This is a genomic window from Paenibacillus sp. F024 (assembly GCF_057814255.1).
The window spans coordinates 1-1,590 of the sequence record NZ_JBVASZ010000085.1 but is presented as its reverse complement, the minus strand read 5'-3'; the positions used below and the strand labels follow the sequence as shown (position 1 = coordinate 1,590).

General features: G+C 47.0%; 1 protein-coding gene. It reads right to left on the bottom strand.

What is annotated here, in order from left to right; genetic code table 11:
* Positions 1 to 105 precede the first annotated feature (105 nt).
* Complete coding sequence (locus ACZYR9_RS27420; protein ID WP_155615436.1) at positions 106 to 1,470, bottom strand: IS1182 family transposase; 1,365 nt, start codon at positions 1,468 to 1,470, stop codon at positions 106 to 108.
* Positions 1,471 to 1,590 lie beyond the last annotated feature (120 nt).

Here is a 1,590-nt window from a genome sequence, read left to right as displayed (position 1 = left end):
TCAGATCGTTGAGAAAAGTGGTTTTTTTTGCTTCTGAATTCAAAAGATACGTGACGAGAGGACGTATTTAAATATTCTTTCGTCCTCTGAAACATCAATCGCCCTCTACTTTGCCTTCTTGGCCAGGTGGAGGGCGATCTTTTTTATGTTCTGTACGGTGGCAGTCATCAGGGCTTGTTCCTGGACTTTCTCCTTGCCGCGGAACCGGCAATAGCGAAGCCCGTGGAGCTCTTTGGCATCCGCGAAGCTTCGCTCAATGGTTTGGTATCGGAGGCGGTACAAATACTTACCGGATCGGCTGAGCCGGTTCAGCCGAACCCACTCTTTACTATCTTCCCATACATGCCGGGTGATGACTTTCTGCTTGTTCTTGGCGCGGGTGCACTTCTCCAGCAGCGGGCAATCCTTGCAATGTTTCGGGTTCGATTTGTATTCCCGGTAGCCTTCCCGGTTCGTTGTAGAATACTTGAGTTCGTGTTTGGCCGGACAGACATATACATTTCTTTCAGCGTCGAACTTAAACTGCCATTTTTTCATGAGTCCTTTGACTGGCGTGTATGCTCGTCCGCCAATGACTGCGAATACCTTCATTTGTTGTAGTTCTTTGCAAATGTGAGGCGTTAGATAGCCGGAATCAAGTGCAACGGCTTCAAGGGATTCGGTAAAGCCAAACTTCTCGACCTGATGCTTAAGCCGCTCGACATAGGGGACAGAGTCGTGAACATTGCCGGCCGTAATATGGACGTCCGTAATGATGTTAAACTTGTGATCAACTGTGCGATGATCCAAATAGAAGAATCCTTCCGGCTTGCCATCGCGAACCATGTAGCCGCTCTCCGGATCGGTCGTGCTAACCTTAATTTCCTTGGTCTGTAGCACCTCCTCCCGGTCTTTCAACGGCTTTTTTCCGAGGTTCCGCCGATCTTCTTCGATGGCTTTTTCCAGCTCCTCGATGTATTCCTGTGGTGAACGTTCCACTACTTGAACGTTATGTTTGCGCTTATTGGCATTTGCTTTTAGGTGAGTAGAGTCGGTGATGAGGACACGGCCCGCTACCATACGGTTTTCTTTGGCTATACGGACCACTTCGTCAAAGAGATCCTGGAACACCGTAGTTCCCTCGAAGCGATGTTTTCGGTTCCAACTGATGGTGCTATGATCTGGTGCTTTTTTGGAGAGACCGATGCCCAGAAACCAACGATATGCCACATTCAAGTTAATCTCCTGCTCGAGTTGGCGCTCCGAACGAATGCCATACAGGTAACCGATGAACAGCATTTTGAAGAACATCACAGGATCGATGGAAGGGCGTCCGTGCGTTTCACTGTAGTAAGGGCGTACTTTTTCCGTGATAAATGAGAAGTCCATATGTTTATGAATGTGCCGCAGCAAGTGATCTTCAGGAACCATATGTTCAATACATACCAATTCGTAGTTCAACTGAGGATTAGGTTGATGTGTATACAACATGAGAAACACCGCGCTTTCTGCTTAATCATATCATTGCCTATATTATACCACATTACCGCGGTGTCGTGATAAATTATTATTGTAAATAGAAAGACTGTTGAGACTTTCTCAACAGTCTGA

Coding starts and splice junctions, on each gene's coding strand:
- ACZYR9_RS27420 (WP_155615436.1), bottom strand. CDS start 1,470: ATGTTGTATACACATCAACCTAATCCTCAGTTGAACTACGAATTGGTA.